16 protein-coding genes and 1 pseudogene are annotated in these 23,834 nt (G+C 66.1%); 9 read left to right on the top strand and 8 right to left on the bottom strand.

The window, feature by feature from the left end; all coding sequences use genetic code 11:
- The first annotated feature begins 507 nt into the window (after nucleotides 1-507).
- The 3 genes and pseudogenes from FG385_RS00140 to FG385_RS34580 all read left to right on the top strand — a co-directional run.
- A complete protein-coding gene (locus FG385_RS00140; RefSeq protein WP_139094501.1) occupies nucleotides 508-3,273 on the top strand; it encodes a DUF1156 domain-containing protein in 2,766 nt (921 codons plus the stop codon).
- A 1-nt stretch (nucleotide 3,274) separates the two neighbouring features.
- Nucleotides 3,275-6,610 (top strand): DUF499 domain-containing protein, encoded by a 3,336-nt coding sequence (locus FG385_RS00135; RefSeq protein WP_139094500.1) that lies wholly within the window; start codon nucleotides 3,275-3,277, stop codon nucleotides 6,608-6,610.
- A gap of 45 nt (nucleotides 6,611-6,655) precedes the next feature.
- A pseudogene (locus tag FG385_RS34580) lies at nucleotides 6,656-6,886 on the top strand (IS701 family transposase); the annotation flags it as partial.
- A gap of 177 nt (nucleotides 6,887-7,063) precedes the next feature.
- Here the strand turns inward: FG385_RS34580 and FG385_RS00130 are convergent.
- From FG385_RS00130 to FG385_RS00110, 5 genes are read right to left on the bottom strand one after another with little or no spacing between them, the layout of a single operon-like run.
- Entirely contained in the window at nucleotides 7,064-8,488 is a 1,425-nt protein-coding gene (locus FG385_RS00130; protein WP_139094499.1) for a Wadjet anti-phage system protein JetD domain-containing protein, read from the bottom strand.
- A 3-nt stretch (nucleotides 8,489-8,491) separates the two neighbouring features.
- Complete coding sequence (locus FG385_RS00125; protein WP_139094498.1) at nucleotides 8,492-11,554, bottom strand: hypothetical protein; 3,063 nt, start codon at nucleotides 11,552-11,554, stop codon at nucleotides 8,492-8,494.
- On the bottom strand, nucleotides 11,547-12,185 hold the full coding sequence (locus FG385_RS00120) for a hypothetical protein (protein ID WP_139094497.1): 639 nt from the start codon (nucleotides 12,183-12,185) through the stop codon (nucleotides 11,547-11,549). Before FG385_RS00120 ends, FG385_RS00125 begins: the two co-directional genes overlap by 8 nt.
- Complete coding sequence (locus FG385_RS00115; RefSeq protein WP_139094496.1) at nucleotides 12,178-12,699, bottom strand: hypothetical protein; 522 nt, start codon at nucleotides 12,697-12,699, stop codon at nucleotides 12,178-12,180. The genes FG385_RS00120 and FG385_RS00115 overlap by 8 nt, the downstream gene beginning before the upstream one ends.
- Nucleotides 12,692-13,936, bottom strand: a complete 1,245-nt coding sequence (locus FG385_RS00110; RefSeq protein WP_139094495.1) for a hypothetical protein — start codon at nucleotides 13,934-13,936, stop codon at nucleotides 12,692-12,694. Before FG385_RS00110 ends, FG385_RS00115 begins: the two co-directional genes overlap by 8 nt.
- A 733-nt stretch (nucleotides 13,937-14,669) precedes the next feature.
- On the opposite strand from FG385_RS00110, the gene FG385_RS00105 reads away from it, so the two are divergent.
- Together FG385_RS00105 and FG385_RS00100 are read left to right on the top strand one after the other, a co-directional pair.
- Nucleotides 14,670-14,969 (top strand): hypothetical protein, encoded by a 300-nt coding sequence (locus FG385_RS00105; protein ID WP_235022278.1) that lies wholly within the window; start codon nucleotides 14,670-14,672, stop codon nucleotides 14,967-14,969.
- A 14-nt stretch (nucleotides 14,970-14,983) separates the two neighbouring features.
- Nucleotides 14,984-15,763: a hypothetical protein gene (locus FG385_RS00100; protein WP_407645445.1), complete on the top strand. Its 780-nt coding sequence runs from the start codon at nucleotides 14,984-14,986 to the stop codon at nucleotides 15,761-15,763.
- 173 nt (nucleotides 15,764-15,936) lie between these two features.
- On the opposite strand, the gene FG385_RS00095 is transcribed toward FG385_RS00100, so the two are convergent.
- Entirely contained in the window at nucleotides 15,937-16,677 is a 741-nt protein-coding gene (locus FG385_RS00095) for a DsbA family oxidoreductase (RefSeq protein ID WP_139094492.1), read from the bottom strand.
- Nucleotides 16,678-16,696: 19 nt separating this feature from the next.
- The gene (locus tag FG385_RS00090) at nucleotides 16,697-19,336 is read right to left on the bottom strand and encodes a multicopper oxidase domain-containing protein (RefSeq protein ID WP_139094491.1); all 2,640 of its coding nucleotides are present in this window, start codon (nucleotides 19,334-19,336) and stop codon (nucleotides 16,697-16,699) included.
- A gap of 125 nt (nucleotides 19,337-19,461) precedes the next feature.
- Between FG385_RS00090 and FG385_RS00085 the strand changes: the two genes are divergently transcribed.
- Nucleotides 19,462-19,863 carry a hypothetical protein gene (locus FG385_RS00085; protein ID WP_139094490.1) on the top strand — a complete coding sequence of 134 codons (402 nt, stop codon included), beginning with the start codon at nucleotides 19,462-19,464 and terminating at the stop codon, nucleotides 19,861-19,863.
- Between the two features lie 17 nt (nucleotides 19,864-19,880).
- On the opposite strand, the gene FG385_RS00080 is transcribed toward FG385_RS00085, so the two are convergent.
- Nucleotides 19,881-20,663, bottom strand: a complete 783-nt coding sequence (locus tag FG385_RS00080; RefSeq protein WP_139094489.1) for a uracil-DNA glycosylase — start codon at nucleotides 20,661-20,663, stop codon at nucleotides 19,881-19,883.
- Between the two features lie 128 nt (nucleotides 20,664-20,791).
- Between FG385_RS00080 and FG385_RS00075 the strand changes: the two genes are divergently transcribed.
- The 3 genes from FG385_RS00075 (at nucleotide 20,792) to zwf (ending at nucleotide 23,825) form a co-directional block, all read left to right on the top strand.
- Entirely contained in the window at nucleotides 20,792-21,166 is a 375-nt protein-coding gene (locus tag FG385_RS00075; protein WP_235022277.1) for a DUF488 domain-containing protein, read from the top strand.
- Between the two features lie 74 nt (nucleotides 21,167-21,240).
- A complete protein-coding gene (locus FG385_RS00070) occupies nucleotides 21,241-22,353 on the top strand; it encodes a tellurite resistance/C4-dicarboxylate transporter family protein (RefSeq protein ID WP_200834231.1) in 1,113 nt (370 codons plus the stop codon).
- A 74-nt stretch (nucleotides 22,354-22,427) separates the two neighbouring features.
- A complete protein-coding gene (gene zwf, locus FG385_RS00065; protein WP_139094487.1) occupies nucleotides 22,428-23,825 on the top strand; it encodes a glucose-6-phosphate dehydrogenase in 1,398 nt (465 codons plus the stop codon).
- Nucleotides 23,826-23,834: the final 9 nt, after the last annotated feature.

Genomic DNA, 23,834 nt, shown 5'->3' with positions numbered 1-23,834 from the left:
AGCGGACCCTGCGCCGGGTGGCATTGGCGGCCGAACTGCTCGGGTTCGACGACGTCGCAGTGGCGAACCTATTCTCGGTGCCGTCATACCGGACCGGTGCCATCACTGAACTGGGGGCCGCCGAAGACGGATGGCTGGCGGCGAGAGAGTCGCTGGAGACCTGCCTCGGGGCCAGCGACGGCGTTCTACTCGCGTATGGAGCCACCTCGCCGTCCGGAGAGGCGCGGTGGCAGTTTCGCCAGCAGGTCGCGTGGCTTCACCACCGAATCGCCGCCAGCGACCTGCCGACCTGGCACGTCGGCGACGGGCCAAGACATCCATCGCGCTGGCAACGATGGACCTACCGAGCGCATCCTGACCTGCCTTTCGCAGAGGCTCTACGCGACAGTCTTGTTCCAATTCAGGTCGATTGCGTTTGGCCAGTCGCTAGGTTTGAACGAGCAAGTCGCGGTGACGAGACACCGCTTGGTCGAGCCAACTCCAAGGCTCAGAGGGTCGAGAAGGTAGATGTACAAGCGCAAGCTGATTGAGGTGGCCCTGCCGCTGGAGGCTATCAACCGAGAGTCGGCCCGCGAGAAGTCGATCCGGCACGGCCACCCCTCGACCCTTCATCTGTGGTGGGCTCGCCGACCGCTCGCGGCGGCCAGGGCAGTGCTGTTCGCCCAACTCGTTGACGATCCCTCGTCGCGGCCAGACGAGTTTCCGACGGAGGAACTACAGCGCAAAGAGCGGGAGCGGCTACACAACATCATTGAGCGACTCGTCGTGTGGGAGAACGTCCGCGACGAGAAACTGCTTGCCGAGGCCCACGCTGAAATTCTGAAGTCCACCAACGGAAACCCGCCGCCCATCCTGGACCCGTTCACCGGCGGCGGCACGATTCCGCTTGAAGCCCAACGACTCGGCCTGGAGGCACATGCCTCCGACCTCAATCCGGTCGCCGTGCTCATCAACAAGGCGCTCATCGAGATCCCGCCGAAATTCCACAACCAGCCACCAGTGTTTCCTGGCTTGGCTGATTCCCAGATTCGGCAGTGGCGGGGCGCCGAGGGCCTGGCTGCCGATGTCCGTGCTTATGGCGCGTGGATGCGCGACGAGGCTCAGAAGCGTATCGGCCACCTCTACCCCAAGGCCACCCTCGCGGATGGCACCAAGGCCGCCGTCATCGCATGGATCTGGGCCCGTACCGTTACCTGCCCCAACCCTGCCTGTGGCATCGAGACGCCGTTGGTCCGGTCGTGGTGGCTAGGCAAGAAAAAGGGCAAAGAGGCTTACGTCATCGCCACTGTGGTCCCCGACTCCACCCATCCCTCGGGGCAACGTGTGAAGTTCCAGATCGGCCGCGATAAGTCTGGCGCGCCTACCGCTGCTACTGACGGGACGATATCGAAGACTGGCGCACGTTGCCTCGCCTGTGATGCCAGCGTCGACCTAAAGTATGTGCGAGCGGAAGGGCGGGCCCATCGACTTGGTTTGCAGCTAATGGCTGTCGTCGCTGAAGGGAACCGCCAGCGCCTTTATCTGGAACCCACCGCCGACCACGAAGCCGCTGCAGTGGTAGAGCGACCCACAGACCTGCCGGACTCGACTCTCCCGCAAGAAGCCCTCGGCTTCCGCGTACAGGCCTATGGCATGACGAAATGGGTCGACCTCTTCACCGACCGCCAACTCGTCGCCATCACGGCCTTCAGCGACCTCGTCTTCGAAGCACATTCACGCATCCTCGTCGAAGGCGGCTCCAAGGAATACGCCGACGCTGTTGCCACATACCTCGGCCTCGGTGTAAGCCGTTACACCAACTACGCAAGTGCAATGGGTCGCTGGAGGCCCGATGCGGGCAAAGAACAGGTCGGAGACATGTTCGGACGCCAAGCGATCTCAATGGTCTGGGATTTCGCCGAGGCATTCCCGTTCAGCAACTCGGCTGGCGGCTGGAGCCCTGCTTTTCGGTTCATCCCGAAGGTAATCGAATATTTGCCCGTTTCGGGCAGCGGCGAGGCGCTGCAGGCAGACGCCGCGTCGCGGAGTTATAAGAGAGTCCTCATCAGCACCGACCCTCCATATTATGACAACATTGGCTACTCCGATCTCTCCGACTTCTTCTACATCTGGCTGCGACGGTCATTGCGAGTGATCCACTCTGCCCAACTCTCGACCATGCTGGTGCCAAAGACTGAGGAATTGGTAGCAAATCCGTTCCGACACGGCGGCCGGGATGGTGCGCAGAATTTTTTTGAGGATGGTTTCCGCTCCGTCTTTGCACGCGCTCGAGAGTCTGCCCATGACGACCTGCCGATCACCGTTTGGTATGCCTTCAAGCAGAGCGAGGCTGACGAGCGCGGCGAGGCGTCGACCGGCTGGGAAACCCTGCTCGAGGGCATGATCCGATCGGGTTGGGCGATCACTGCCACTTGGCCGAGTCGTAGCGAGTTGGGCAACCGAATGCGTAGCATCGACTCGAATGCTCTTGCCTCTTCGATCGTCCTGTCTCTGCGACCGCGGCTCGAAGGGGCGCCGACAATCGATCGTCGCGAGTTCATTACGGCGTTGACGGAGGAGCTGCCTGACGCGCTGCGCAAGCTCCAGCAGGGGCAGATTGCGCCAGTCGACTTGCCGCAGGCTGCGATCGGGCCCGGGATGGCAGTATTCAGTCGCTACAGCAGAGTGATTGAGAATGACGGGAGAAAAATGACCGTCCGCTCAGCACTGGCACGGATCAACGAGATTCTCGACCAGGTCTTGGCCGAGCAGGAAGGGGACTTCGACGCGGCAACCCGGTTTGCAATCGCTTGGTACCGACAGCACGGTTACGGCGTCGGGACGTTCGGTGACGCGGATAGTCTCGCTCGAGCACGGAACACCAGCGTGGACGTGATGGATCGGGAAGCGATCTTGACTAGTCGGGCGGGCAAGGTTCAGCTGATCAAGCCTGCGGACCTGCCGGAGGAGTATGACGTCCTCAAAGACAGCCACACCTGCAACTGGGAAGCGCTGCACCATCTGATCAAGATCGTAGAGCATGATGGCATCGTCAGCACGGGCAAGTTCCTCCAGGCCGCGTTGAGCCGTCCCGACGGAGCCGTTAACGGCGATCTCGTCAAGGAACTCGCCCACTTGCTGTTCCGTATCGCCGAGGGAAATGGCTGGACCAAGGATGCGCTGAGCTTCAACAATCTCGTCACGAGCTGGCCCGAGATTCTCGATGTGGCGCGGACCGCGCCAAAGCCGGTCCGGGAGCAGGGCGCGTTCGACTTTACTGAGGGGGACGACTGACATGGCAGTGAGCAACCGCGACCGCATCGGCCAGATGTTCGACTTGCTGGCACCCAAGTTGGACGCCTTCCTGTCCCAGATCCTCGACCCGCAGCTCGAGGCCGGTCGTACCTGGGTCGACATCATCACCGCGGTTGACAACAGCGACGGCAGGGAGGTCCACCGGGGCGACCCGTCGGTCCAGCTCAAGCTGATCACCCGGGACTACACGCACCGGTACCGGCGTAACTGGCGTCCGTTGAATTCCCACTTGAACCGCACGCATCTGGCTTACGCCGCGGAACTCCTGCAGGTGCGGCACACGTGGGCGCACATGAGGTCGTTCACCGACGACGATGCGTACCGGGCTCTCGACACCGCTCAGCGTTTCGCGGTCGCGATCGGCGCTGTCGGGACCGGTGAGGAGATTGCGCGGATTCGGCTCAACCTGCGCCGCGTCACCGCAGACAAGGATGACAAGAAATTCCTCAAGTCCGCAGTCGACAACCCCGAGGCATCCGGGCTCAAGCCCTGGCGTGAGGTGCTGCCACCGCACGATGACGTCGCCACCGGCAACTTCCATGCCTCCGAGTTCGCCGCCGACCTGTACAAGGTCGCTACGGGCGGCGAGGTGGACTCGGATTACGCCGACCCCATCGAGTTCTTCAAGCGCACCTACCTCACCGAGGGCCTACGTGACCTCATCGGCCGCGCGGTGAGCCGACTGTCCGGTGACGACAACGCCTCGCCAGTGATCAACCTGCAGACCAACTTCGGTGGCGGCAAAACCCACTCGATGCTGTCCCTGTGGCACATCGCCGCCGGGCTCCCGGTGGGCGACTTCCCGCAAGACACCCAGGAATTGCTGAACGCCCACGGCTACGCCGGCGCAAAGGTCAACCGTGTCGCGATCGTCGGCAACCACCTTAGCCCGTCCGGTGCCACCAAGGAGGACGGCACCCAGGTCAGCACGATCTGGGGCGAACTCGCGTGGCAGCTCGGTGGCGCAGAGGGCTACGCGATCGTCGCCACCGCCGACAGCAACCGGACGCACCCCGGCGACGCGCTCCACGAGTTACTCGCGAAGTACGCCCCGGCCGTGATCCTGATCGACGAATGGGTCGCCTACGCCCGCTCGCTCGTTGGTCGTGACGACCTCGCTGGCGGCACCTTCGATGACCAATTCACCTTCGCCCAGTCGCTCACCGAGACCGCCAAAGGCACCTCGGGCATTCTGCTCGCGATCTCCATCCCCGCCTCCGAGAGCGGCGACGACTCCGAGACCGTCGCCGGCAACGCCGAGGAGGTCGGCGGTGCCAACGGTCTCGAGGCTCTCAGGCGGCTGCAGAACGTCGTGCGCCGGGTGGCCGATCAGTGGCGACCGGCGTCCTCGGACGAGGCGTATCACATCGTGAAACAGCGGCTGTTCAAGCAGCCCGACGCCGCCGGGCTCGCCGCGATCGGCGCGACGGCACGTGCCTATGTGGAGATGTATCGCAAGTACATCGATGATTTTCCGCGCGAGTCTCGGGACTCGACGTACGAGAACCGGATCAAGCGGACCTACCCCATCCACCCGGAGCTGTTCGACACCCTGTACGAGGAGTGGTCCTCGCTCGAACGGTTCCAGCGCACGCGAGGCGTTCTGCGGTTAATGAGCACGGTGATTCACGCCCTTTGGACAGGCGAGGACGCCGCGCCCCTGATCATGCCCTCGTCGATTCCGCTCGCCACGGCGAACGTGAATGCCGAGCTGACGCAGTACCTCCAGGACTCCTGGAAAACGATCATCGACGCCGACGTGGATGGTCCCAACTCCGAACCTGCCCGTATCGACCGGGAGAAGCCACTCTACGGCCAGCGAGCCCTGACCAAACGTCTCGCCCGTGCGGTATTTTTCGGTGCCGCGCCGACCATCGCACCGGGCTCGGTCCACAAGGGGATCGGCACCCAGCGGGTCTTCCTCGGCACCGCCGTCCCCGGCGACGTACCCGGCAACTTCCACTCCGCGCTGACTCAACTCGGCGACCGGGCCACCTACTTCTACTCCGGCTCCGGCAAGTACTGGTATGATCTCCAGCCCAACATCACCCGCACCGCCAAAGACCAGGCCGAGCGCCTGCACAAGGAAGATGTCTGGGCCGAGATCGTCCGCCGGCTGCAAAGCCAGGCCCGCACCCGCGGCGACTTCGCTGGCGTACACGTGTGCCCAGAAACCAATTCCGACATCCCCGACACGGACGAATCCCGGCTTGTCATCCTCCACCCGAAGGTCGCGCACAAGCGCGGCACCGAGTCAGCAGCGAAAGAATTCGCCCAGAAGGCGACCGAACAACGCGGTAACGCCAACAGAACCCATCGCAACATGCTCGTCTACCTCGCTGCCGACGAGGCCCGACTGGAAGAACTCGACACAGCGACCCGCGACTACCTCGGCTGGCGCCATGTGCTCGACAACGAGACAGACCTCGACCTGACCCACAACCAGAAGAACCAAGCTGCGCAGCGTCAGGCTCAGGCCGACCAGACCGTGACCGCGCGCCTGCTGCAAACCTTCACCTGGGCGCTCATACCCGCCCAGCCTGACCCCGGAGCGCCCTTCGTCCTTCGGGAGACCAAGGTAGAAGGGCAGTCTGACGCGTTGGCCGAGCGGGTCTCGCGACGACTCGGCAATGACGGTGACCTGTCCACTCGACAGGCCGCCGCGACGGTCCGTCTTGCCCTGGGCAAGGTGCCGCAAATCTGGAAGGACGGCCACGTCTCCCTAGGCGCGCTCTGGGGGCTTTACAGTCAGTACCCGTACATGCCGCGTCTGCGTGATCGCCGTGTCCTCGACGATGGCGTGGTCGATCTGCCGATGATCTGGCAGACCGATGCCTTCGCCCTGGCGACCAGCTACGACGAGGTCGCCAACCGGTACATCGACCTCTGGACCCCAGACGACGAGCGGCCCGCTCCCCCCACCACGGATTCGCTACTGCTCGTCCGCCCGGACGTCGCCGTTCAGCAGCGCGAGACCGAAGCCTCTGCGGCGCCGGGAATCCCGACTGGGTCCACCGAAAGCAGTGCCAAGAAACACTTCGAGCCGGACCCTGACCATCCGGGCGTCTACCACCGGAAGTTCAAGACCCGCTTCTACGGCGTCAAGACACTGAACACCGAGAAGATCGCACAGGACTTCAAGAACATCGCTGAGGAGGTCATCGCTCCCCTCCGAGCCGATCAGAGCACGAACCTGACTGTCCGCATCGAAATCGAAGCAACTGAAACCTCCGGCTTCGAGGAGAGCAAGGTTCGCACGGTCTCCGAGAACGCCCAAACCCTCAAGTTCGACCAGTCCGGCTTCGAGGAGAGTTGAATGTAGCAACGGCACTCGCTTGATCTGTAGTGGATCACGTTGTTCGTGGTAGTTACCCTGGTGATGGCCGAACTGGACCGATTGTATGAACAGATCGCGGACCGGTTCACCCGCGCCGAACCCCACGCATGGGTCTGGACTGATCGCGCACCTGGAACGCAAGAACGGATGGGACGCTGACCAGACGGCCTGGTGACGTGTCTCCAGACGGCATGCAGCGGCTGCTACGGCGAGCGGACCGGGGACGTCGACAGGGTCTGTGATTATGTCCGCGACTAGATCATCGAGCACCATCTCCGCTGAGACCCAGTCGCTGCATGACCCTTCATGCCTGGTGCTGCAACCGCCGCTGCTCGACAAATGCAAGCACGCCGTCTGCCTGCTCCCAGATGTCTTCGCGTCCCCAAGCCAGCCATCGAAGTTCGATGAGAACCACTGGCGGCAATAAGGGTTTTAACTTTCGAGACTGCTCAGGACCTTCGAGAGCGTGGGTAGCACGTCGTCGTACATGGACTCCTGTTCGCGTCCCTCGCCGCTCGGCGCGATGGCCTCGGCGAGCGCGCGAAGCCCCAGTGGGCCTTCGGCGGCCAGCGTGGTGGCCCTAGCCCGTCCGCGTTCCAACTCGGAGGGCGTCTGCCGACGGTACGGTCCGGTTCTCCAGAACTCGACGCCCATGCACACGGGTTCCACGGAACGGCCGAGCCGGACGCTCAGGTTGTTGATGATGCCTACGCCGTCGGCGTCCAGGTCGCACCACGCTGCGATCGGCAGTTCAGCGAAGCCGGACAGGAAGGCGACCAGCGGACGGCTGGCGTAGCCCTTGCCCCACACGCACAACCACCGGTCGTAGACATCAGTCCGCTGGCAAATTTGCTCGAAAGTGTCCTTGTTTTCAATCACGAGAACGCCGCGTACGGCAGTAGTGTCTACCGTGCCGAGCAGTCCGAGACCTCCGGCAGGCAGACCGATCCAAGGCTCGCTCGTGTGAGCGTCGGCGATGACGCTGCCGACGTGCCACAGTAGCGGACCACGCATCAGGATCTCGACGTCATTGACCTTCACAGCCTCCGTGAAGGACTTGTTGACAATGTTGGCGAACGCAGCTTCCCGTTCCGGAGTCCATCGCTTCGAGTCCCGAAATGCGTGGCTGGCGACGTCCTTTGCGGTGAGCTCACCGTTGGCACCCTCGTGGAGGTACCAGTAGCACGCAGCGCGGACAGCGTCCTCGTAGACCGACCACACTTTCGTTCCCGCGCGGGTACCTGCGGGCGCGCGAAGCGGTGACCCCTGCTCGACTCCGGCCAACAGAAGGCATTCGTCAGCCAATTCCACGATGTTTGTCATCAAGTTCTGGAGCTCTGCCCGCGCGGTGGCGGGGTCTGGCCTTCCGGTGACCTCGTTGAGGTGGTCGAGACGCGCCGCCTGCCACCCTGCCGTGAGTCGGAGGTGCTGTGGCCGGAGGTCGAATCCGGTCTTGGTCGCGGTCACCGTGCACCGCACGACGGCCACCCCGCTGCGGACCAGATCCATCGTGGATGGCCAGGCCCTATCCTCGAACTGGGTGACGAGGCCGGACCAACGACGCTCGGTCTTGGTACTGAGCACCCAGACGAGGTCGCGCTTGGTGAGTGTGGCAGGAAGCGCGAAGGACGACGACCGCGAGCTGGCGAGTAGGTCGACCTGGCGCACCTTGACTCGCCCCTTCCTGTCGCGGCGGACCCGGTCCGCCGGAGCGCCGAGTTCGAGTTCGTCATCGTCGTCGGCACGGGGTTTCGGCACCGTGAAGGCCTTAACATCGGGAGGCAGCAGGCCCGGCAGTGGCACCTCGATTCGGCCGGCGCTTTCACCGAAGAGGAACTCCAGTGAATGGGCGTTCACGGGTTAAGCTCCCTTGCCGCGCCGACCGGCCGTGAGGTGGTCGGCGGTCAGGGTGACCTGTTCGGAGTTCGCGTTGAAGCCCCACACTCGGGTCGGCCGGTTATAGGCTTCCGCCTCGCTCGTGTGGGCGAACCACATCAGCTCGCCGCAGACGTCCGCCGCATCGACTAGCACGCTGTCCTGGCATGTGCCAAGAATCGTGACCTGGGTGTCTTCGGCGACGCGTTTGAGCGCGCCGAGGACGTCCTTGCGGTTGACCTCACCCAGGCTGTTGCCGAGCTCGTCGAGCACGAGCACTCTGCCATGGGTCTCGGTGTCGGCCAGAACTGCCGCGAGGACGAGCTGCACTGCGTGGACCTTGACCTGTGCCCCATTGGCGACCTCCTTGTAGGACACCATCCCGCTGCCACGGGAGCGTCTCCACCTGGGTGTGACCTCCCAGACCCATTCGGATGCACCCTGTGGTAGCGAGGCCGCGACATGAAGGTCGGCTCCGCTGCCGCCACGTTGCCTGTCCAGTTGGTCGAACTGATCGCTCACGCGGCCGAGAATGCCTTCGAGGTGCTGCTCGATCATGTCCTGCATGACCTTAAGATTCTGCTCACCGTCCGCCAATTCACGCTCTAGTCCTTGATGGACGCGCGCGTGCTCAGCCCGCTGATTCTCGATCTTGGTTCGCATGACTCGATCCTGGCCCGCCATCGCTTCGAGTCTGCGGCACAGTGGTTCGGCGACGGCGGGGAGATCTGTTGCGGGTGCACGATCGCCGGACCCCGCGGCGAGCGCCTTTCGCAGCCGTATGCAGTCCCGCATCTCGGTGGGCAGCGTTTCGTCGCGATCATCGATGCCGAACAATCGCATCGCATCCGCCAACCGGTCCGTGGCCGCGACTCGAATCGTGCCGAGGTCCCGGACCGGCAAGTCGTCCAGGTCGCCCTCATACCGGTGCAGGGCACCACGAGCAAGCGCCTTCCACATCTCGACATCGAGATCGACGCGTTCCTGTTCGCGGGCACGCAGCTTGCGACGCTTCTCCCGTTCGTCACGCTGAAAGTTCTCCAGACGGACTTTGAGAAGAGTCACCTGCTGATCGTGCCCATCCAGTGCTCCCTTAGCCTGCTCCCAAGCTTCCTGCAGCTCGGCCTCATCCTCGGACGCCTTACCAATCGCACGATCAAATTCGCCGATCTGATTGGACAGCCGATCCTCTTCCTCATTCACGGCTTTCAGCCGCTCGGCAGCAACAGCGCAGTTGTGCTTGGCGGATGCGAGCCGAAGCGCAGCTTCAGCCAGCTGAAGTTCGGTTCCGGCTTGGTCTTCGAGCTCAACCGCGTCATCTACATCCCTACGGAGGCGACCCAGTAGTGCTTCCCTGCCCGCTATGGGGTTAGGGAAGCTGCCGCTGATCGTCAGGCTCAACGATCCGTCGTGAACGCGGTCGGGCGCGACCCGGTGCTCCAGGCGAGCTTCAAGCGTCTGAAGAAAGCGGGTGATCGGCAGCCGACACCGAACACCGTCCGGAAATGAACCTTCCAGCTCATCGGTGGTGATGACCATCGCCCCAGGGCGCTCGGCGAGGGCGGCATCAAGTGTCGGAGAAGCCAGTCGATGGTCAACGACGACGGCATCCTGATAGGGCAGCAACCTAGGTTCCCAGGCATGACGCTCGGACTCGTCGACCTCGACCACGTCGAAGAGCGAGGCGGCTTCGATCCCGTTGCTCTCCAGGGTGTCCAGCACCAGACCGGCCACCCCACCACGGCCGTTCTCTGCCCGATCTAGTACCTTCTCGGCCTCGGCAACCGCTGTGTGTGCGCTCTCCAGCTTGAGTTCGGCCTTGTTCCGGTCATGGAGCGACCTTGCGTGGTCTATTGCCGTCTCGGTAGACGGACGACCATCCCACTCAGCCGCGTCCTTCAAAAGCTTGTTCCGCTCATCCACCAAGTCGCGGTGTGCTTTGTTGACCTCCGCGCGCTGGATCCGAAGGCCACTGGTCTTCTGTTGCGCCCCCGTCCAGGCATCGCGAGCTCGTCGTTCGGTGGTGGCATAGTCTGTGGTGTTCTTCAGTTCGGCAAGCACCGCCTCAGTCTCAGTAACGAGCTTTGCTGCGTCTGCGTGCTTATCGCCAAGATCCTTAACGTCTTCGTCCGCGGCTGCGTCGTCGGACAGCGCCTTGCGGTACTGCGCAAGGACGTACAGGTCCCACTGACTATCAGCCTCAGTCAGCGCGGCCCGTGCAGCGTCTCGGTCCTCGATCGCCTGCAGCGTGACCGCTTCCTCACGTTCGCGCTCCGCTGCGCGCGAGAGCGAGTCGTCACGAGTACGCCTTTGCATTAGGACGTCGCCGCGCAGCGTGCGTTCGGCGTCAAGGTGCGCTTTGGATCCCGACAGCGCGATCAAGGATTCCCCGATGTCCTTCGGCTCCATCTCGGTCATTTGCTGACTGAGCAGCGATGGCACCGGAGGCCGTAGCGGGGTGTCGAGGTAGGTCAAGCAGCGGGGTGCGTCTCCATAGAGTTGCTCGGCCATGCGACGGGCGGACAAGGTGCCGCTGTGGCGCACGGCGTGCCAGATCGAGTCGGCCTGCAGATCGCGCTGTTCGAGATCCTCATCGTCGGCGAGATGCACGCCGCTGGCCCACCTGACCTCCAGCCACGGCTCAGAGGTAGTGAGATGAACCCACACCGTTACCGCCGTCTCCAGCGCGTCTACCTCGTCCGCGAAGACCCCGACGATGTACCCACTTCGTGCTGGGCTCGCCTGGTGGACGCTGACGCCGGCCGAGTCTGGCCGGAAGAGCACCCCAGTCGCGGCCTTTCCTCCCTTGGTGTCGAACCTCCACTGTGGATCACCGAGCAGGATCGAGACGACGGCTAGGAAGCTGGTCTTGCCGGACCCGTTGGAGTCACCGCGAGGTCCTTCGCCGGACACCGCGATGAAGGTGCCTGGGACGACGGGCACGGGATGGGTAGTCAGCCTGGCCACGTCGAAAGTCTGCACCGCGATCAGATGACGCGAACCTATGATTCCGCGGTTGCTCGCTTTCGGTACGTACTGGTCATTCATGCTCGTGTGCACTCCCGAGTCGTGGACCTGTTGCGCGTTGCCTGCGAATCGCCAGTGCCAGATCACCGTGAGGTTCGGCGACTAGGATCATTTCCTCAAACAGCGTCGTGGTCGCCCGCGGCGTGAGCCGGAGAACCTGAGCTCCGAGTACGACGCCGCCCCCGGTCGCTGACTTGATCAGCCCCAGAGCACGGAGTTCTCGCAGCGAGTCGTCGATCGTACTCTGGCGCTTGATCTGGCCCGTCTTCAGCAAGGCGGGCGAAACCGGATCGCCGTCGGTCCACGGTGCGTCCGAAAACAAGCGCCCCTCCGCCCGTGGAATGGCGACCGACAACAGCAGAACCATTGCCAGGACAGCACGTTGTTCAGGAGGCAGCACGCCTATGCCCTCCGAGGCGAGCCGTTCGCGGATCGTGTCGTCATAGCCCGTGATGTAGGCGCTACCGCGCTTGATCAGCACTCGGCCGGCCTCGGCGAGCACCTGCTCCACCACGTGCCGCAGCGGTATTTCCATGAGCGCGCGAAACTCACGAGCCGGGACGGGCAGCTCGGCGGTCTCCACGGCAGCTACCGCGGATAGAACGTCGTGCTGGCGGGCGATCGGCAGCGTGTCGAGCAGGTGCTCAGTCACTCGTTCGCCCTCTCACAGCTGGCAGTCGGGAGTGTTCGCGGCGCAGGCTGTCGACGTCGGCTTGTGTCCAGGTCGCCACCGCGGGCCCCAGCCTGATGGCCCCGTCAACGAGGTCGGTCACGAGGTACCCCCACCTGCGCAGCCGGTTGACAGCGTGTGTGACGTTCTGGATGCCCAGCGGCGCAAGAGTCTGCCGCAGCTCCTCGAAGGTCGTGGGCATGCCTGGGAACATCGGTGCGTCCGGATCCGGCCAGCAGCAGCTCAGACACGCGGCGAGCACGACCACCGTGCCTTCTCCCGCGCCGCTGGGGCCGCCCGCGTCGTCCGGCGTCAGAGGCACTTCCTCTCGCCAGCCCAAGGTCAGTTCGACTCCGGAATCGCCGCCGCCCAACTCGACCAGTCTGCGACCGGCGCGAGCGGCAGCGACCCGCAGACCAGTAAGGTCCGCGTCGTCCTCGGGGGGAGTGATCGTCCGCCACACCCTCATCTGGGCCAGTCGGAAGGCCTCAGTCACGGTAACCGCCCTTCTCGTCGATCAACCGGATCGGGGTGACGTAGCTGACCGTTCCGGTAATGTGCACCCGCAGCTCATCGGACAGCCGCAGGGTGAACCCGAGTTCAGGATCCCCGCACGCGGCGAGCAGATCGGCGACCAGGCGGATCGCATCGCGCCACGACGAGTTCTCGATCTCGACGGTGAGGTCGATCTCAGCGTTTCCGCGTAACTGCAACCGTAGAACGGCTTCGCGACGCTCACGCAGACTCGCACGTCTACGGCGCGCTTCACGGACTGGGTCGTGCTCCGGCGGCAGTTCTGGTGATCGCGGTGCGCGCCTACGTGGCTCGGGCGGCCGGTACTTCTCGACCGTCGCGAGAATCTCGTCCGGCGTTATCAACGCCGACGCCGGGTCGAAGACTATGCCTCCGAACACCTCAGCGAGGCCATCAGCCGACGAGCGCAGGGCGGCGCTGTGGTATTGCTCCGGCAGCAACATGGAGAAATCCCGCTCAGCGGTGACCGCGCGCAGGAGGCGATCGATCAAGTCACTGACCGCCGTCGAGTAGCGCAGCGCCTGAGTGATCAACTTCGAACCTGTAGGACTCAGTTCAGGAAACTGCGTCTCCACGACCGCCACGAGCGCCTTGGCCTCGGAAAGCATACGGTCCGCTCCCCGGCGATTGCGTCGCTCGTGCAGCAGTTCCTCGACCGGCCGGTCCCGGAGTTGAATGAGTTCGCCCGTACTGATGGACAGGGCACGCCTCAGAGTCGTCAGCCGCGCCAGCACATCATCGATGCCAAGCACGCCGTCGAGGATGTCGCGTCTGGTCTGGTCGAGGAGGAACAGGATTTCCTGGACCCCTGTACCAAGACGGAGCTTGTCGAAAACAAGCAAAGCGGCGACACCAGCGCCGTCGAAGTGCAGCCGGCGGTGGTAAGCACGCCCTTGCGGAGGCCGGATCAGCCGCAGCTGTTTGAAGACCGCGATCCGGCTCTCAAACGTGCCGGGACCTGCATCGCCGCAGGCCGCCTTGAGCTGTTCGACGGTCAGTCCTTCACCATTCTCATCGAGATCGCCGTAAGCCTCGTAGACAGCTTGCGCCCACTTGAGCATCGCCGGGTCGCGGATGACAGCACCAGCGTTGTCCGCCACCGCGGCAACGAAGGCGCCAAGCCGTTCGAGAAAGGCATCCTCGGACTCCGAGTCGTCATCGTCATCGGAGAATAGATGTTGCTCCGTCACGAAAGCCACGCTCGGACGGTTCCACGACTGCACATCGTGAAATCGTCCAAGAAGCCCGAGTGGGATGTCATGCGCCGAACGGGTGATCAAGCACCACGGGTGGACCTAGCAGGTGCTCCCTCAAGACACACACGATCGGGTGGGCCTTCTATTTGTGAGCCGCGGTTGCGTCCTGGTCGGTGTCGGGTTGAGTACCTTCGCACCTTTATGGGCGGCGTTCGGTTCCGAACGCAGAGTCGGCCCAGAACTTGGCCTCTCTTACAGAAGGTGGTGGGTGTGGGCACCGAACGAGACCGGAAGCAGCACGTGCGCCGCCGCTCCGATTCACGACGGCTCCGTGTCACTGACGAACGTCGTGACCCACCCGACGTCGAGAAGCTCGCCAAGGTCCTCATCAGTCTCGCGCGAGAGCAGGAACCCAACCAGCCAGAGGCCGCCACACAGAGTGGCGACACACCGACACCTTCAGAGAGTTAGAACCCTCAAAACACCACCTTGGCTTGGCGTTCTGTCGAACACCAAGCCAGAGATCCGCAACTACCTAGGGTAAAAACACCAGGTCAAGAGCGGTTAGAACCCTTAAGTGGAGGTTAGGGGACCTTACTCGAACATAAAAGACCAGGTCAGAGCCCTGGAAGAGCTCCTTGAGAAGCTTCCCAGCCTCGATGCCCCCGAGCCGACGTCGATCGAGCGCGACCGGCCGCGGCGTGCCCGGCAACTCCGTGCCGATCAAGTCGAGCAGTTGATCGCCGGCTACCGGTCCGGGGCGACGGTGTACGAGCTCGGTGACCGGTTCGGCATCGAGCGGCGAACGGTCAGCAACATCCTCCATCGGTACGGTGTGCCGATGCGCCGCCGCGGCCTCACACCTGAGCAGGTCGACGACGCCATCCACCTCTACAACCTCGGGTGGTCCCTGGCGCGAGTCGGCGACCGTCTGGGCGTCAACCACACCACCGTGCTCAACAAGCTCCGTGAACGCGGCATCCCCACGCGAGACAGCCATGGACGTCCGCGCCTCGAAGTAGGTGGTGCCCGATGACCCGGCGTGCGGTTATGTCGACTCAATCAGGTTCGGACGGGGCTGCCGTGGTTCAGGCTGTCACCGTGATCATGGGCGTCGTCGTCGGCCTGACCTTCCTCTTCGGCTTCGGCAACGTCCTCAATCTCGCGCTCAGGCTCGGCGTGCCTGCCTGGGTCGCGCCCCTCGTCGCGCCCGCGGTCGACCTGTCCATCCTCGGCCTGCTCCTCGGCACACGCCACCTCGCCCTCCACGGCGCCACACAAGAGCAGCTCCGGCCAGCCCGCCGGTTGCTCATCTTCGCCAGCCTTGCCACCCTCGCCTTGAACATCGCCGACCCAGTGGTCACCGGGGCCTACGGCAAGGCTGCGTTCGACGCCGTCGGCCCACTACTGCTTATCGGGTGGGCCGAGGTAGGACCCGGCTTGCTGCAGGCCATCACCACCATCGGCCATCCCGTAGCGACAGCGCTCGACGTCGAGGAGTCCGTCAGCCGCAACGACCATCGTGCCCTGAATGACCACGCTGGCAGGGCACTCGCCAGCGACGAGGACACCGATTCGGCTACGTCGTCAGCGTCGGGAAAGGTCGGCGACATCGAGGCAAGTGCCGAGAATGAGCTGCTCGAACGCGCCCGGCGCGCGGACGCCCGGCATTGGGCCAAGCATCGGCGCCCGATCTCGGCCGACACGCTCCGCAGAAACCTGCGTATCGGTGCCGCCCGCGCGCGACTGCTGGTGTCGATCATCAGGGCCGAGCAGTCGGCTGGCCAAAACATGGAAGATCGATTGTTCGCTCAGCCGGAATGGGCGTAACGACTGATTGCGCGGCGAGGACGCCCTTGGTCATTTACCAATTGACAATCGAGCCCGGTCAAGGCATTCACGGCCTCCTCCTACGAGACGCGACCCGGCCTGTTGCCCGACGCGGGTTTACACGGACGGCTGACTGCCTGCCTGGTGATCGGCCGCTGCGTCAACCGGGGCTCCTATGTGCACCTGCTGGGGTAGAGCCACCGGCCACCGGCCTGGGCTGCCCACCATGCCGGCGGACGCACACGAGGCGAGGGATAGCGTTCCGGCTCAGGGAGTTCCGAGTTGAAGGGAACATTCAGCTGGGCGATCATCTTGGCCAGGTATCGGGGAACGTCCGGGCCGGACAGGGGCAACCCGTTCTCGACGAGCACCGGCAGGGCGTCCGCGCCGAGAGCGGACCATTCGTCCTGCCATGCTTGAATGCGACGCCATGCGCTGGTGGTGATCGGTCCCCGGCTCATGCTCACCGCATAGCCGTACAAGCGCAAGGGATCGGAAGCGGAACGGCCTCGCAGAATGGGTCCGGCCAGGGGTTTCCGTAGCTTCTCGGGGTCACCGATGTCCACTTTGCGGCACCAGTACGCCCGGAACAGCAGTCGCCGCACGTCGTCGGCCACGCCCGCGCCGTATGCCTCTGCGTAGCCGGCGACGGCGGCTTCCGTCTTCGGCACGACGTCGGGCATTGTCCAGTCCAGTTGTTCGTCAGGCTGGAGCATGTCGAGCGTTTCGGCGATCTCGGCCTCCAGCGCGGGCCGGCTGTTACTGTCGAGTCGTCGGCCGGTCACCGGCAACCACGGTGCACGCTCGACAGCGCGCCAGTCCACGTCGATCCCGGCTGCACCCAGCGCGTCCACCCGGCTGCTGGCCAAATAGCACAACGGGCTGCTGAAATCCGCATAGACGATCAAGTTCATCTTGATTCCTCTCCGAGATTCATGGTTCGACGATGATGCTGCCCATGGCGCCGCGTTCGGCGTCGGCGAGCCGGTGCGTGGTGATGGTGTAGGTGCCGGGTTGGGTGAGGGTCAGTTCCACGAAGCCGCCTTCTCCCGGTTGCAGGTCCAGTTCCTGGGCGGCGCCGTCGGCTGTGTTTCCGGGCTGCAGCAGGTAGGTGCCTTCTTTGAAGACGGTGTCGAACTGGGTGCCGACCACGTGGAAGGCGCTGGGTTCGTTGGGCCCGGCGTCGAGCACCCACAGCCGGATGCGTTGTCCGATGCGGACGTGGATCGGCGCGGAACGGTACTGGTTGGCATAGCCGTTGAACACCACGAGGTTCGGGTCGGCGGCGAGCAGTTGCGGCGTGGCGGGTATGCCACCGTTCGGGCCGAGGTAGAACTCGGACTGCACGAGCACGTCGGAGGTCGCAACCGGGGCCAGGGTGGGTGGATCGATGATCACCGCGCCGTACATGCCCATCGCCAGATGCTGGATCATCGGTGCGGTGGCGCAGTGGTAGAGCCAGATTCCGGCGTGCTCGGCGCGGAAGGAGTAGGTCAGTTCGCCGCCCGGCGGGATGGGTCGCATGGCGGTGTCGGGGCTGACCTGGCCGGCGTGGAAGTCGATGGAGTGCGGCAGGTCGCCGTTGTTGATCACGTGCACGGTGAACAGGTCGCCGACGCGGCCGTGCAGCACCGGGCCGGGCACGGTGCCGTTGTAGGTCCAGACCTGTTGGCGCACACCGGGTGCGACCTCGATGGTGGCGTGTTCGACGCGCAGGGTGACGTCGTGTTCGGTGCCGCCGGAGGCTGGTTGCAGTGTCGGGTCGTAGGGCCGCCAGGTCGGTGGCGGGGCGGCGTTCATATCCATGCCGGCCATGCCGGGGTCGTGCTGACCGGCGATGGACGGCGTCGTCGTGGTGTGGATGGTCAGGGTCATGCCGGCTTGACGGTGGCCGGGCACGGTGCACCAGGCCTGCTCGTCCTGGGTGACGACGCCGAAGTCGACGGTCTGCTGCGCACCGGGGGCCAGCGTGCCGGTGCCCTGCCGGCCGTCCAGTTTCAGGTCGTGGTTCATCCGGCCGGTGTTGCGCACGGTCAGCACCAGCTTCGTGCCCGGGGTGACGGCGATGGTCGCCGGGGTGACCGTGAACTCGCTCAGGCTCACCGCCACCGGCACGCCGGAGGATGCGGTCGTGGCCGTTGCCGGGGCCGCGTTGTCGGGATGGCCGGGCCAGGCGCCGGCACTCACCAGGGTGAGCACCGCCAGCACGGCCGCAACGCTGCCGAGAGCCAGGATTTCGTGGCCGGCCAGCCGCCGTCGCGCCGATCCGGCAGAGGGCCCGGCGGTGCCGGCAGGGGCCGGCCGGCGCCGCGTCACCAGGGCCGCGACCACGAGGGCCGGGAACGAGCCGAACCCGGCCAGCGCCAACACCCACGCCAGCACCCGCGGGTCACCCGCGGTGGGCAGGGCGAGCAGGAGGAGGCCGAGGTTGCCTAGCACGGCGCGGGGCAGCCAGGCGTACTCCAGGACCTCGGTCAGTCGTCGATTGCTGCTCGGCCCGCCGCCCACGGTCACCGGGATCAGGAAGGTCAGCGCGCCGGTCAGGATCTGGGCGACCACGCCGATGCCGAGCACGGGCACCAGGAGGCGACCGAGCAGGTCGTCCGCGACGGTGCTGCCGAGGGCGAGGCCGATGATGTCGACGGCCAGGGCGGCCAGCAGCCAGCCGTTGGCCGCGAGCAGTGCCACGGGTGCGGCCGAGCGCGGTGGTTTGGCCCGCATCTCCCGGATCGCGGGCGTCAGCGCGTACGCCACGCCTGCCCCGTAGCCGGCCATGCCCGCAGCCGCAGCCCAGTGTGCCGCGGGGTGCCATCCGGTCAGGACCGCACCGGTCACCGCGACCGCCAGGCCGCCCGTGGTGAGCACGAGAACCTGCCGGGCGGTCCGCGGCGCCGTGTCGGCCATGCGGGTGCGCAGAACCGCGGGCCAGAGCATGAACAGGGTGCCGACCACGACGAGGCCGAGCCAGCCCAGCAGGTTCAGGTGTGCGTGTGCCAGGCGCACTGCCTGCTGCCATCCGGGGGACGGGAACGCGCCCCCGGCCAGCAGCCCGCCGAGGGTGCCGCCGATGATCAGGCAGATGCCGGCGGCCACGTAGTAGCGGACGACGACCCGCAGCCGCCCGGACAGGGTCGCGGCGCGTGCCATGGCGATCAGCGCGGCCGAGTGCGCGAACACCGCGCCGACCACCAGCACGGCCCCGGCGACGGCCACCCACGGCAGCCCGGCCGCCATCCCGGTGAGCACGGCGAGCGCGCCGAGGTTGAACGCGGCCAGGCGGGCGCTGGCCGGCCACTCGGGTCCCGGCCGGGCGTGCAGCAGGGCCTGGGCGAAGTGCCGGCTGTACACCAGCACGGCGTTGCTGGCCGCACCGAGCACCAGCAGGTGCAACGCCAGCCACTCCGGCATGGCCAGCACGCCGTGCGCCATCACCGTGCCCGCCGCGGCGATCAGATAGCCGGCGATCAGGCTCGCGGCGATGGCGTGCCGGCGTCGGCGTGGTGACGCGCCGGGGCCCTCGGTCAGCGGCAGGCGCCGGTACTGCGGCGCCGCCTCCGGTTCGTGGTCGATCACTACCCATCCCGCTTTTTAACGATTGGACTTGTAGAAACAACGATAGGGTACGGTGCGGCCCGGTGGGCGCGGTAGGGACGGAGGTCCTCTGCGGCCGGACCGCCGGAAGGGAATGATCAGCTGTCATGCTCGGGGTGTCCTGGGACACGGTCCGCCTGTTCCTGCACGTGCTGGCCGCGACGATCTGGGTCGGCGGACAGCTCACCCTGGCCGCGCTGGTCCCGGTGTTGCGCGGGCTCGGCACTCAGGTGCCCGCGGCCGCCGCGCGGCGGTTCAACCAGGTCGCCTGGCCGGCGTTCGCCGTGCTGGTGGCGACCGGGGTGTGGAACATCCTGGCCGAGGCGGCCAAGGACACCGGCCACTACCGGACCACGCTGATCGTCAAGCTCGCGGTCGTCGCCGTCTCCGGCATCACCGCGTTCCTGCACGCCCGCGCCCGCAGCACCACCGGACTGGCCGTGTTCGGCGCGCTCACGGGCGTCAGCGCGCTGGCGGCGTTGTTCCTCGGCGTGCTGCTGGCCGGCTGAACGCGGACGGGATCCGGCTACTGCCGGGCGAGGTGGGCGGCGCGGCGGAGCACGTCGTGCAGCATGGGGATGGTGAGGGTGCGGGTGGAGATGTTGCGGCGGCTGGGGTGGTAGCAGCCGAGCAGGTGCAGATCGCGGCCGGTGCGCGGGTCGGTCACTCGAACGTGGACGCCGTGGCCGAACGCCGGTCGAGGCCGGGGCAGTGACCACCCGCCGGCCGCGAGCACGGGCAGTGCTGCCTGCCAGCCGAACCCGCCCAGCACCACGACCACTCGCAGGGTCGGCCGCAGCAGCGCCAGTTCGCGGGCCAGCCACGGCCGGCAGGTGTCCCGCTCGATGGTGGTGGGCCGGTTGTCCGGCGGCGCGCAGTGCACCGGCACGGTGATCCGTACCCCGCGCAGAGCCAGCCCGTCTCCCCGGTGTGTCGCGGTGGGCTGAGAGGCGAGGCCGACTGCGTGCAAGGCGGCATAGAGCACATCGCCGGACGGGTCGCCGGTGAAGATCCGGCCGGTGCGGTTGCCGCCGTGCGCGGCCGGGGCCAGGCCGACGATCGCCAGGGTGGCGTCCACCGGCCCGAAACCGGGGACCGGCTTCGCCCAGTAGTCCCACTCGCGGAAGGCACTGCGTTTGACCGTGGCGACCTGCTCGCGCCAGGCCACCAGCCGCGGACAGGCCCGGCACCCGACGAGCACGGCATCCAGCTCGGTCACCGTTCCCGCATCAGAAGCGGTGGCCGCCGGGTAGCCGGGATCGTCCGGTGCCGGTGAGTTCGGCACCGCACCCGGGTGGTTGTCGCGCATGGACCCGTCACCTCCGCCGGGTGGACACTGGACATGGGTGGTGCGTCACCACGAGCAGTTTATACGAGCTTGATTGTATAAAATACGGGTGCAGGAGGTTACCTATGGGCATCGGGAAGGAGCGTGCCGTGGATACGCACATCGCCTGTCGCAGGATTTATGACCGGCCCGACCGGTCGGACGGGGTGCGGGTGCTGGTGGACCGGGTGTGGCCGCGTGGGGTGCGCAAGGAGAAAGCGCATCTGGACGAGTGGCTGCGCGAAGTGGCACCGTCGACCGAGTTGCGCCAATGGTACGGGCATGACCCCGCGCGGTTCGCCGAGTTCCGCCGCCGCTACCTGGCCGAGCTGCGCGAGTCCCCGCAACGTCAGGCCGCCCAGCACCTGCGCTTGATCGCCCGTCGACACGACCTGACCTTGTTGACCGCGACGCGGGATGTCGAGCACAGCCAGGCGGCCGTCCTCGTCGAGTGGCTGAGCCCAGGCTCCGGCCCGTCGACCTGACGCGGCCGGCCGAGGACCGCGTGGACCGGCGAACGCTGCGAGCATCCCACCCGGGGTGGGCGGGATGCAGGAGCGTGGTCCGTGGCCTCAACCCGGGCGTGTTCGCGTTCGTCATGGCCACCGGCATCGTGTCCACCGCCCTGGACGAAGACGGCGTGCCGGCCGTGTCGGATGCGCTGCTGCTGATCGGGCTGGTCGGCTATGCCGGGCTGATCGCCGTGTCCGGATGGCGCTTGGTGCGGTGGCCGCGGCAGATGCTGGCGGATGTGGTCAGCCCGAGCGGGTTCGCGTTCCTCACCTTCGTGGCCGCGTCGAACGTGCTGGCCGCCCGGCTGGCTCTCGGCGGGTGGTGGTGGCCGGCGATCGTGCTGCTGGTCGTGGGCGTGGTGAGCTGGCTGGTGCTCGGCTACGGGGTACCGCTGGGACTGATCGCCGACCCGCGCCGGCATCCGAGCCTGGACCAGGTCAACGGCACCTGGTTCATCTGGGTCGTCGGCACCCAGTCCGTCGCCGTGGCCGCCGCCACGCTCGCCCCGTTCGGGCCGGCCACGCTCCTGGCGACAGCCGGGGCGGTGTGCTGGGCGATCGGGTTGGTGCTGTACCTGCTGCTGGCCGGGATCGGGTTGGCCCGGTTGCTGGTCCGGCCGGTCGCGGCGGCTGAACTCGTCCCGCCGTACTGGGTGTTCATGGGGGCCGCGGCGATCACGATCCTGGCCGGCGCCCACCTGCTCGCGCTACCGGATGCCCTCCTGTCGCGCGGCGTGCTCGCGGATGTTTCGCTGGTGTTGTGGTCGTTCTGCAGCTGGCTGATCCCGCTGCTGGTCGCGCTCGGCGTGTGGCGGCACCTCGTGCGCCGGGTGCCGTTGCGCTACGAGAGTGCCCTGTGGAGCATCGTGTTCCCGGTGGGCATGTACGGCGTGGCCGGCGACCAGTTGGGGCACGCCACCGGCGCCCGCTGGCTGGCCGCGTTCGGCGGGGGCGAGGGGTGGGTGGCGCTGGCGGTGTGGGCCGTGGTGTTCGCGGCCATGCTCGTCGCGACCGTTCGGTGGCTACGCGGCGACCGGCCGGTGCGTGGCCGCGACGATGCCGGGCACGGAGATACCGGCGTCGAGCAGATCGGCCGGGGTGCCCGAGCCGGGCAAACCGGTGACGGCCAGGTGCACCCGGATACCGATGTCGGCGAGTAACGCCGCGGCGTCGGCGTCGACACCGACCAAGCGGGTCATGGTGCTCCCGGTGAGAACGAAAGTGAGGGAAGGCGATGGCATCGCTGCGTGGAGACGCGCTGGTGCTGTTCGGGGCTTCCGGCGACCTCGCCCGCCGGAAGTTGCTGCCCAGCGTGTACCGGCTCGCGCGTCGCGGACGGCTGCGTGGTGCACGGGTGATCGGGGTCGCGGCGACGGCATGGACTGCCGATCGGTTTCGCAGCCAGATCCGTTCGACGGCCGAAGCCTCTGGTGAGCTGGTGGATGACGCCATACTCGATGAGCTGGCCGGACGGGTCGGCTACGTGGCGGGTGACTACCGTGATCCGCAGCTGTACCACCGGCTGGCGGCGTCTCTGGACCGGTGCCGGGCACCGGTGTTCTACCTGGCGATCCCGCCGGACCTGTTCGAGAACGTGGTGACGGGGCTGCGCTCGGTCGGACTGCATCGGGGAGGCCGGGTGGTCGTGGAGAAACCATTCGGCCGGGATCTTGAGTCCGCGCGCCATCTCAATGCCTGTCTGCACGACGTGTTCGCCGAAGCCGACATCTTCCGGATCGATCACTTCCTGGGCAAAGAGCCGGTCCAGAACGTGCTCGGCACGAGATTCGCCAATACGGTCCTGGAACCGCTGTGGAATCGCAATTATGTGGCCCACGTGCAGGTCACCATGGCGGAGTCGTTCGGCGTGGAGGGACGGGGCGCGTTCTACGACCGGATCGGGACGGTGCGGGACGTGGTGCAGAATCACCTCCTGCAGCTGGTCGCCTTGCTGGCGATGGAGCCGCCGGTGTCGGCCGATCCCGGTGCGCTGCGCGACGAGAAGGTCAAGGTGCTCACCGCAACCCGTGCCGTGGATCCCGCGGACCTGGTACGCGGCCAGTACGTGGGTTACCGAGACGAGGCCGGGGTTGCGACCGGCTCGTCCACGGAGACCTTTGCCGCGCTGCGCTTGGAGATCGACTCCTGGCGATGGGCGGGCGTGCCGTTCTACCTGCGCGCCGGGAAATCACTGCCGTGCACGGTCACCGAGGCGGTCGTGGAGTTCCGTGAGCCTCCCCGCTTGTTGTTCGCCGAAGCCGATCCGACCCGGCCCGGCCCCAACCAGTTGCGGTTCCGGGTCAAACCCGACGGCCGGATCACCTTGTTTCTTCAGGCCAAGGTGCCGGGTGGTCGTTTGGTCACTGAACCGGTGGCGCTGACCATGTCGGAGGCCGAGGCTCTGGGCGAAGGTCCCGCGGCCTATGAACAGTTGCTGGACGATGCGCTGGATGGCAACCCTTCCCGGTTCGCCCGGCAGGATGCCGTGGAGCAGGCATGGCGGATCGTCGAGCCCGCCCTGACGGTGTCCCAACCACCGCTGGTCTACCAGCGAGGTTCCTGGGGCCCGGAGCAGGCGAACACGGTGGTCCGCCAGCATGGTGGCTGGCGCTCGTGCCAGCCGGGCACCTGATCGCGTCAC

This window comes from Amycolatopsis alkalitolerans (assembly GCF_006152065.1).
GTDB classification, from domain to species: Bacteria; Actinomycetota; Actinomycetes; order Mycobacteriales; family Pseudonocardiaceae; genus Amycolatopsis_E; species Amycolatopsis_E alkalitolerans.
This window is presented reverse-complemented; position numbering and strand designations above follow the sequence as displayed.

Coding starts and splice junctions, on each gene's coding strand:
- FG385_RS00140 (WP_139094501.1), top strand. CDS start 508: ATGTACAAGCGCAAGCTGATTGAGGTGGCCCTGCCGCTGGAGGCTATC.
- FG385_RS00135 (WP_139094500.1), top strand. CDS start 3,275: ATGGCAGTGAGCAACCGCGACCGCATCGGCCAGATGTTCGACTTGCTG.
- FG385_RS00125 (WP_139094498.1), bottom strand. CDS start 11,554: ATGAATGACCAGTACGTACCGAAAGCGAGCAACCGCGGAATCATAGGT.
- FG385_RS00100 (WP_407645445.1), top strand. CDS start 14,984: ATGTCGACTCAATCAGGTTCGGACGGGGCTGCCGTGGTTCAGGCTGTC.
- FG385_RS00095 (WP_139094492.1), bottom strand. CDS start 16,677: ATGAACTTGATCGTCTATGCGGATTTCAGCAGCCCGTTGTGCTATTTG.
- FG385_RS00085 (WP_139094490.1), top strand. CDS start 19,462: ATGCTCGGGGTGTCCTGGGACACGGTCCGCCTGTTCCTGCACGTGCTG.
- FG385_RS00080 (WP_139094489.1), bottom strand. CDS start 20,663: ATGCGCGACAACCACCCGGGTGCGGTGCCGAACTCACCGGCACCGGAC.
- zwf (WP_139094487.1), top strand. CDS start 22,428: ATGGCATCGCTGCGTGGAGACGCGCTGGTGCTGTTCGGGGCTTCCGGC.